This window comes from Vibrio sp. 10N.286.51.E5 (assembly GCF_041469125.1).
GTDB classification, from domain to species: Bacteria; Pseudomonadota; Gammaproteobacteria; order Enterobacterales; family Vibrionaceae; genus Vibrio; species Vibrio crassostreae_C.
Genome location: NZ_JBFRJZ010000028.1, coordinates 67,158 through 76,807, shown reverse-complemented (window position 1 = coordinate 76,807; position 9,650 = coordinate 67,158). Strand labels below are relative to the sequence as shown.

Sequence of the window (9,650 nt, the reverse complement as noted above, 5' to 3'; positions counted from 1 at the left end):
GCGCACCATAAAAAAGCCCACTCCGAAGAGTGGGCTTTGAGCATTTATATCCGCTTATCAGCGATACACTTTAGGCGATTAAGCTTGAGAAGCTTTAACCTGAGCGTGTAGCTCTTGAACTGAAGTTACTGACGTTTTCGCGTCTGCAGTGTGCGCCATACAAGTCGCGAATGCAGCGTTTAGCGTAGTCGTGTAGTTAACTTTCTCAGCAAGTGCACCACGACGAAGAACTTTAGAATCTTCAATCGCTTGACGGCCAGCTGCAGTGTTCACGATGTACGTGTACTCGTTGTTCTTGATACGGTCAAGAATGTGAGGACGACCTTCGTGTACCTTGTTTACTAGACGTGGGTTGATGCCCGCTTCGCCAAGGATAACCGCAGTACCGTGAGTTGCGTCTAGCTGGTAACCAAGCTTAGATAGTTTAGATGCTAGGTCAACAACACGCTCTTTGTCGCCTTCGCGAACAGAAAGAAGTGCACGACCGCCTTCTGGGTAGATGTTACCACAACCCAATTCAGCTTTAGAGTATGCTTCTGCGAACGTCGCACCAACACCCATAACTTCACCAGTAGAGCGCATTTCTGGGCCTAACAGTGGGTCAACACCAGGGAACTTGTTGAATGGAAGTACAACTTCTTTCACTGAGTAGTAAGGTGGGATGATTTCTTTCGTAAAGCCTTGAGACTGTAGAGATTGACCCGCCATTACACGAGCGGCAATCTTAGCGATTGGCGCACCAGTTGCTTTAGATACGAATGGAACCGTACGTGCTGCACGAGGGTTAACCTCGATTAGGTACACTTCATTGTTCTTAACAGCAAACTGCGTGTTCATCAGACCACGAACACCCAACTCGAACGCTAGCTTTTCAACTTGCTCGCGCATTACGTCTTGGATTTCTTGGCTTAGCGTGTATGCAGGAAGAGAACATGCTGAGTCACCAGAGTGAACACCCGCTTGCTCGATGTGCTCCATAATACCGCCGATTACAACGCGCTCACCGTCACAAATCGCATCTACGTCTACTTCAACAGCGTCATCTAGGAAGCTATCAAGTAGTACTGGAGATTCGTTTGATACGCTAACTGCTTCGTTGAAGTAGCGACGTAGGTCTTGCTCGTCGTATACGATTTCCATCGCACGACCACCAAGTACGTAAGAAGGACGTACAACAAGTGGGAAGCCGATTTCACGAGATTTCTCTACCGCTTGCTCCATTGTTGTTACTGTCGCGTTTTCTGGTTGAAGTAGGCCTAGACGGTCTACAGCAACTTGGAAACGCTCACGGTCTTCTGCACGGTCGATTGCGTCTGGGCTAGTACCGATGATTGGTACGCCAGCAGCTTCAAGAGCACGTGCCAGTTTAAGTGGCGTTTGACCACCGTACTGAACGATAACGCCTTTTGGCTTCTCAACACGAGCGATTGCTAGTACGTCTTCCAGAGTTACTGGTTCGAAGTACAGACGGTCAGACGTATCGTAGTCTGTAGAAACTGTCTCAGGGTTACAGTTAACCATGATAGTTTCGTAGCCATCTTCACGTAGCGCTAGTGATGCGTGTACACAACAGTAGTCAAATTCAATGCCTTGGCCGATACGGTTTGGACCGCCGCCTAGAATCATGATTTTTTCTTTGTCTGTTGGGTTTGCTTCACACTCGTCATCGTAAGATGAGTACATGTAAGCCGTATCTGAAGAGAACTCAGCTGCACACGTATCTACACGCTTGTATACCGGGTGGATATCGTATTGGTCACGTAGACGACGGATTTCGCTTTCCGCTACACCTAGAATCTTAGATAGGCGCGCATCAGCAAAACCTTTACGCTTAAGCTTGTTTAGCTCGTCTTTATTTAGACCAGCAAAGCCTTTCGCTTTAAGTTCTTGCTCTAGCTTAACGATGTCTTCGATTTGAACTAGGAACCAACGGTCGATTTGCGTTAGGTTGAATACACCATCTACCGACATACCAGCACGGAATGCGTCAGCGATGTACCAAATACGCTCTGCGCCAGCTTCTTTAAGTTCGTGACGGATAGTCGTTAGAGCATCTGGTGCGTCTAGGTCTACCATTTCGTCAAAACCAGTCGCGCCAACTTCTAGGCCGCGAAGTGCTTTTTGTAGAGATTCTTGTTGGTTACGGCCGATAGCCATAACTTCACCAACCGACTTCATTTGCGTCGTTAGGCGGTCGTTAGCACCTGCAAACTTCTCGAAGTTAAAACGAGGAATCTTAGTTACTACGTAGTCGATTGTTGGTTCGAATGATGCTGGAGTTGCGCCGCCAGTGATGTCATTCATTAGCTCGTCTAGCGTGAAACCAACAGCCAGTTTCGCTGCAATCTTAGCGATTGGGAAACCTGTTGCTTTAGATGCTAGTGCAGAAGAGCGAGATACACGTGGGTTCATTTCGATGATAACCATACGGCCATCTTTCGGGTTGATACCAAACTGTACGTTTGAACCACCTGTTTCAACACCAATCTCACGCAGTACTGCTAGAGATGCGTTACGCATTAGTTGGTATTCTTTATCTGTCAGCGTTTGAGCTGGAGCCACAGTGATTGAGTCACCTGTGTGAATACCCATTGGGTCGAAGTTTTCAATCGCACATACGATGATGCAGTTGTCGTTTTTGTCACGAACCACTTCCATCTCGTACTCTTTCCAACCGATAAGTGATTCATCGATAAGAAGTTCATTAGTTGGAGATAGATCCAAACCACGACGACAGATTTCTTCAAATTCTTCTTTGTTGTAAGCGATACCGCCACCAGTACCACCCATCGTGAACGATGGACGAATGATACAAGGGAAGCCAACCATGTCTAAAACTTTGTAAGCTTCTTCCATCGTTTTCGCTGTATCAGCAGTTGGACACTCAAGGCCAATTGCTTTCATTGCTTTATCGAAGCGTGAACGGTCTTCTGCTTTATCGATAGCGTCAGCCGTTGCACCAATCATTTCAACACCGAACTCTTCAAGAACGCCGTGCTTTTCTAGGTCTAGAGCACAGTTCAATGCAGTTTGGCCACCCATAGTAGGTAGAACTGCATCAGGCTTCTCTTTAGCGATGATGTTACGCACAACTTCCCATTGGATAGGCTCGATGTAAGTTGCATCTGCCATATCTGGGTCAGTCATGATTGTCGCTGGGTTCGAGTTCACAAGAATAACTCGGTAACCTTCTTCGCGAAGCGCTTTACAAGCTTGAGCACCAGAGTAATCGAACTCACATGCTTGGCCGATAACGATCGGGCCAGCACCTAGAATAAGAATACTTTTAATGTCAGTACGTTTTGGCATTGTCTACTACTCCGAATTACGCTGTGTGCTGTTTGATTAGTTCAATAAAGTGGTCGAATAACGGCGCTGCGTCTTCTGGACCTGGGCTCGCTTCAGGGTGACCTTGGAAGCTGAATGCTGGTTTGTCTGTACGGTGAATACCTTGTAGAGAACCATCAAATAGTGATTTGTGCGTTGCACGTAGTGTCTCTGGAAGGGTTTCTTCGTCAGCAGCAAAGCCGTGGTTTTGCGAAGTAATCATCACAACATCACGATCTAAATCTTTAACCGGGTGGTTTGCACCGTGGTGACCAAACTTCATCTTCACTGTCTTAGCGCCTGACGCAAGAGCAAGAATCTGGTGACCTAGACAGATACCGAAGATTGGTAAGCCTTTTTCTAGGAACACTTTTGTCGCTTCAATTGCGTAAGTACATGGTTCTGGGTCACCAGGGCCGTTTGAAAGGAAAACACCGTCTGGGTTCAGAGCAAGTACTTCTTCAGCTGAAGTCTCAGCAGGAACAACCGTTAGGCGGCAGCCGCGGTCAACAAGCATTCGTAGGATGTTTCGTTTTGCACCGAAGTCATAAGCAACAACGTGGTATGGCAATTCTGAGTCTGCTTTCGCTTCAGGAAGTCCACCCGTAAGCGTCCACGAACCTTGTTTCCATTGATACGCTTCTTTTGTTGTAACTTCTTTCGCAAGGTCCATACCTTTCAGGCCAGGGAATTCTTTTGCTTTAGCAAGAGCTAGAGCTTCGTCTAGGTTTCCATCGTTTACTGAAGAGCCAGCTACGATACAACCGTTCTGTGCGCCTTTTTCACGAAGAATACGCGTCAGCTTACGAGTATCGATATCAGCGATACCAACAACGTTTTGCGACTTAAGGTAATCAGAAAGGGATTGTTCATTACGGAAGTTAGAAGCGATTAGAGGGAGATCGCGAATCACAAGGCCTTGAGCGTGGATTGAAGAAGATTCTTCGTCTTCGGAATTGGTTCCGGTATTGCCAATGTGAGGGTAAGTAAGGGTAACGATTTGTTGAGAATAGGAAGGATCAGTGAGGATTTCTTGGTACCCCGTCATCGAGGTATTAAAAACGACTTCACCAACTGCAGAACCTACAGCGCCAATGGCTTCACCGTGAAATACTGTCCCATCTTCTAGGACGAGTAGTGCTGACTTCTTCAAGACAACCTCCAGAAATAAAAATGCATTAAAATTGATTTAATTTGCAAATCTACCTTCCTGCAACACCAAAAACTGCGTGTTTATGGAAATTAGACAAATTGGCGGTATTTTAGTGATCTGCGTGATACGTGTCAACATTTAACTCAAAAGAAATTAAACATTTGTAAGGACTAATTCAATTTACCCCCTCAAAGCTCCAAAAGTTCAACTTTCATACGCATTTAGCTCGAATATTACGATTTTCTAATTTTCACCCCTCATTTTAGCCAACCATAGAGTGATAAAAATATCAGCAACAAAACGCAATCGATAAATACCAAGAGAAAACATGACAATTTAAAGATCTAAAACAAAAAACATACTAAAGACCACATAAACAGCATAGAAATGGAGTCAAAAAGGCGATAAGAAGAAAGTAGAAGGAAGATCGGAGAAGTGAGATTACTAAGGAAAATGCACCAAATAAAGAAAGCGCCGGCAATTGCCAGCGCATAAATATCTATTTATAGGTCATTCAAACCAAGCACATCCGTCATGGTATAAAAGCCTGCTGGTTTATCATTTAACCAAACCGCGGCCTTGATTGCGCCATTAGCAAAGGTCATTCGATCAGTGGCTTTATGGGTAATTTCCACTCGTTCACCGATATCAGCAAACATAGCGGTGTGTTCACCAATAATGTCACCGGCACGAATCGTCGCGAAACCAATCTCATCTTTAGTGCGCTCGCCAGTAATACCCTCGCGTGACCATACAGCTACATCGTTCAGCTCGTTGCCCATAGCACCCGCAATAGCTTCGCCCATACCAATCGCAGTACCTGACGGTGCATCGACTTTATGACGGTGATGAGCCTCAACGATCTCGACATCACAGTAATCGCCCATCACTTTAGCGGCCTTCTCTAGCAGCTTAAAGACCAGGTTCACACCAACGCTGTAGTTAGGTGCCATTACGATAGCCATCTCTTTTGAAGCAGCATCAATCACCTGCTTCTCTTCTTCAGAGAAGCCCGTTGTACCGATGATCAGTTTTTTACCGTGACGTTTACAAAGTTCAATATTCGCTAATGTGCTAACAGGGGCAGTAAAATCGACAATCACATCAAACTCTTCGATGGCTTTAGACAAATCATCGACTAAAGCAACATCAAAACGACCTTCACCGCATAACTCGCCGACATCTACGCCGACCAAAGATGACTCTGGACGCTCTGAACCAGCTCCAACACTTGCTTCTGAATTATGATGAGCGGCTTTCACCAAGTTGCGGCCCATGCGGCCCGCTGCTCCTGCAATTGCAATTCTTACCACTGCGAATATCTCCATTGTTTTGGTTACCGTTGCCACTTATCTCTTGCAGCAACGTTCAATCGATTAATCTCTTTAAACTAACAACAATCTCAAACTCAGGCTAGCAATTACGAAAACTCTTTTATTACTCGCTCTAAAATTGGCACATTTGCCTCTGGGAAGGCGTATTGATTCAATGATTCTAGGCTTACCCATTCACCTTGTTGACCTTCTTTGCCATAAGGCTGCTCTTCAAAATCAGTCACGAGAATGAAATCGAACTTAAGTGACTTATCCGTGTAATCAAATTCAAGGTGCTCAAACAGAGACTGCTCTGTCACCTTGATGCCAATCTCTTCATCAAGCTCGCGAGTCATCGCTTGCTCAATGGTTTCACCCTCTTCAACCTTGCCACCTGGAAATTCCCAGAAACCGCCTTTGTGTTTGTCGTCTGGACGTTTAGTGATAAATACCTGTGACTTATCTTGGTTGAAGATAATGCCCGCTACAATGTGGATTCTTTTCATATGATGGTGTTCCTTAATAAAACGTGAACTCACATAGTCCCTGAATACGTCATCCTCAAGAAGGAGGACCGACTGAGCTGGGGAGCTAAAACAACGTGAGCCTAACTAAACGAGATTCCCTACTACGCTCGTTCTCGCTATAGGGAATGGCGACTTCCTTGCGTAACAAAGTAAGCCATGAAATTTACATACAAAAAGAGCCGCCTAAGCGACTCTTTATATTCTATTTGTCAGTTTTATGAAGCTAAGTTGTAGTGTATGAGAGCAAGGCGGTGGCACGGAGCTTACGACTGTAAGTGAGTACCACCAACGCAGCTATCATGCGCTACAGCAACGATTCATTAAACTTACGCGATTTTACCGTGACACTGCTTGTACTTCTTACCGCTACCACATGGGCATGGCTCGTTACGGCCAACTTTACGCTCGTCACGCACTACCGTTTGTGGAGATGCCGCTTCAGCTTCATCGTCAGCTAGCTGGTTTTCAGCTGTTGCATGTTGCGCTTGTGCACGACGCGCCGCTTCTTCAGCTTGAGCTTGACGTTGAGCTTCCATCTTTTCAACTTCTTCTTGTTGCTGAACGCGCACTTTAGAAAGGATGGTAACAACGTCTGTTTTCAGTACATCTAGTAGGCCTTCAAACAGTTCAAACGACTCGCGCTTGTACTCTTGTTTCGGGTTCTTCTGAGCATAACCACGTAAGTGGATACCTTGACGAAGGTGATCCATCGCAGCCAAGTGCTCTTTCCAAAGGCCGTCTAGCGTTTGTAACATCACAGATTTCTCGAAGTTACGCAGTACTTGAGCACCAACCACTTCTTCTTTCTGTTTGTACGAATCAACCGCCATAGCAAGAATACGCTCACGCAATGCTTCTTCATAAAGCTTGTCGTCTTCGTCTAACCAACCTTGAATATCAAAGTCTAGATCGAAGTCATTCTTCAGACGATCTTGCAGACCCGCGATATCCCACATATCTTCAAGAGACTGAGGTGCGATGTATTCATCAATCACTGATGCCAATACATCTTCACGGTTGTGTTCGATCATCTCGCTGATATCGTCAGAGCTCATCAGTTCATCACGAAGCTCATAAACCACTTTACGTTGGTCATTGGCTACATCATCGTACTCAAGAAGCTGCTTACGAATATCGAAGTTACGACCTTCAACTTTACGTTGTGCTTTTTCAATTGAGCGAGAAAGCATCTTAGATTCGATCGCTTCGCCTTCATCCATACCACTTTGGATAAGACCAGCCATACGATCCGATGTGAAGATACGTAGCAGAGAATCTTCCATTGATAGGTAGAAACGAGAAGAACCCGCATCACCTTGACGACCAGAACGACCACGTAGCTGGTTGTCGATACGGCGAGATTCATGACGCTCAGTACCAATGATGTGCAGACCACCTGACTCAAGCACTTTATCGTGGATTACTCTCCAGTCAGCTTTGATCTTCTCGATCTGCTCTTTGGTTGGATTCTCTAGCTTCTCAACTTGTGCCTGCCAGCTACCACCTAATACGATATCGGTACCACGACCAGCCATGTTAGTTGCGATAGTTACCGCACTCGGCATACCAGCTTGTGCAACGATCTCTGCTTCCATTTCGTGGAATTTAGCATTTAGAACGCTGTGCTTAATTTTTGCTTTTTTCAGTGCGTTAGACAGTAGTTCAGACTTCTCGATAGAAACCGTACCAACCAATGATGGCTGACCAGCAGCTACACGGTCTTTGATGTCTTCAATGATCGCATTGAACTTGTCTTCTTCGGTACGATAAACCACATCTGGCATATCGTTACGGACCATAGGCTTGTTGGTTGGGATAACCACTGTTTCTAGGCCGTAGATAGACTGAAATTCGAAAGCTTCTGTATCGGCTGTACCTGTCATACCTGACAGTTTTTCGTATAGACGGAAGAAGTTCTGGAATGTAATCGATGCTAGCGTCTGGTTTTCATTCTGAATCTTCACACCTTCTTTAGCTTCAACAGCTTGGTGTAAACCTTCAGACCAACGACGACCTGGCATAGTACGACCAGTATGTTCATCAACGATAACCACTTCGCCTTCTTCAGTAACGATGTAGTCGACGTCTTTCTCAAACAGTACGTGTGCACGCAGCGCTGCATTAACATGGTGCAATAGGCTGATATTAGTTGGAGAGTAAAGCGTGTCACCCTCTTCCATCAGGCCGTTTTTGACCATTAGCTCTTCTACAAATTCTTGACCGTTTTCAGTCAGGTGAACCTGTTTCGATTTCTCGTCCATGGTGTAGTGACCTTCACCACGGTACTCTTCAGAATCTTCTTTATCTTGGCGCTCAAGGTTAGGGATCAACGTGTTAATACGCGTGTAAAGATCTGAACTATCTTCAGCTGGGCCAGAGATAATAAGTGGAGTACGAGCTTCATCGATTAAGATTGAGTCAACCTCATCGACAACAGCAAAGAAGCGCTCACGTTGAACACGATCTTCAGCACGGAAAGCCATGTTGTCACGTAGGTAATCGAAGCCAAACTCGTTGTTTGTTCCGTATAGGATATCCGCTTGGTACGCTTCTTTCTTCTCTGGTGGAGCCATGTTTGGCACGTTTACGCCAACAGTCATACCAAGGAATTCAAATAATGGGCGGTTTGTTTCCGCATCACGCTTCGCTAGGTAGTCGTTCACCGTTACTACGTGAACACCTTTGCTAGGTAGGGCGTTAAGATAAGCTGGTAGGGTTGCTGTAAGAGTCTTACCTTCACCAGTACGCATTTCTGCAATTTGGCCAGCATTTAGAACCATGCCACCAATCATTTGCACGTCAAAGTGACGCATGCCGTAAACACGCTTAGACGCTTCACGTACCGTAGCAAATGCTTCAGGTAGAAGTTGGTCTAGCGATTCACCTTTATCTAAGCGCTCACGAAATTCAACCGTTTTTGCTTTTAGTTCTTCGTCTGAAAGTGCTTCAAACGTTGGTTCGAAGTTATTAATTTCTTTTACAATTTTTCTAAGGCGGCGCAGTGTTCTGTCATTGCGACTGCCAATTACCTTTGTCAGCAGCTTAGTAATCATGTGCTTGGAATCTCTTAGTTCTCAGATCGTCCGCGATCTATTTTAAATGCCGTCAGTGTCTCTACTAGCTATGAACTAGTCTTCAGTTACTAACCAAGGATACTGAGATAAATCTAGTATCTTTGATATTGTACTTGAGAGTAGAGTTTTCAAGGCTTGAGTTAAAATTAATGCCCTTTAGTGTAAGTAATTTTCACACCAACAACCATTTATAACCCCATTTGTTTGATGTGCTTGGAACTTTTCTTTCTAATTGCTGATGGATTAGCCAGACTGC

5 protein-coding genes are annotated in these 9,650 nt (G+C 45.2%); all 5 read right to left on the bottom strand.

The window, feature by feature from the left end; translation table 11 throughout:
- Window positions 1-78 precede the first annotated feature (78 nt).
- The 5 genes from carB to secA all read right to left on the bottom strand — a co-directional run bounded on the left by carB (window position 79) and on the right by secA (window position 9,373).
- Window positions 79-3,309 carry a carbamoyl-phosphate synthase large subunit gene (gene carB, locus AB4161_RS11275; protein WP_372083354.1) on the bottom strand — a complete coding sequence of 1,077 codons (3,231 nt, stop codon included), beginning with the start codon at window positions 3,307-3,309 and terminating at the stop codon, window positions 79-81.
- Between the two features lie 16 nt (window positions 3,310-3,325).
- Window positions 3,326-4,480, bottom strand: a complete 1,155-nt coding sequence (gene carA / locus AB4161_RS11270) for a glutamine-hydrolyzing carbamoyl-phosphate synthase small subunit (RefSeq protein ID WP_010434758.1) — start codon at window positions 4,478-4,480, stop codon at window positions 3,326-3,328.
- Window positions 4,481-4,983: 503 nt separating this feature from the next.
- Entirely contained in the window at window positions 4,984-5,808 is an 825-nt protein-coding gene (gene dapB, locus AB4161_RS11265; RefSeq protein WP_020628676.1) for a 4-hydroxy-tetrahydrodipicolinate reductase, read from the bottom strand.
- A 92-nt stretch (window positions 5,809-5,900) separates the two neighbouring features.
- Window positions 5,901-6,299, bottom strand: a complete 399-nt coding sequence (mutT, locus tag AB4161_RS11260) for an 8-oxo-dGTP diphosphatase MutT (protein WP_048618233.1) — start codon at window positions 6,297-6,299, stop codon at window positions 5,901-5,903.
- Between the two features lie 347 nt (window positions 6,300-6,646).
- Entirely contained in the window at window positions 6,647-9,373 is a 2,727-nt protein-coding gene (secA, locus tag AB4161_RS11255; protein WP_017059292.1) for a preprotein translocase subunit SecA, read from the bottom strand.
- Window positions 9,374-9,650: the final 277 nt, after the last annotated feature.

Excerpts from the sequence above, each read along its gene's own strand:
- secA (WP_017059292.1), bottom strand. The coding sequence starts at position 9,373 with ATGATTACTAAGCTGCTGACAAAGGTAATTGGCAGTCGCAATGACAGA.
- carB (WP_372083354.1), bottom strand. The coding sequence starts at position 3,309 with ATGCCAAAACGTACTGACATTAAAAGTATTCTTATTCTAGGTGCTGGC.
- dapB (WP_020628676.1), bottom strand. The coding sequence starts at position 5,808 with ATGGAGATATTCGCAGTGGTAAGAATTGCAATTGCAGGAGCAGCGGGC.
- mutT (WP_048618233.1), bottom strand. The coding sequence starts at position 6,299 with ATGAAAAGAATCCACATTGTAGCGGGCATTATCTTCAACCAAGATAAG.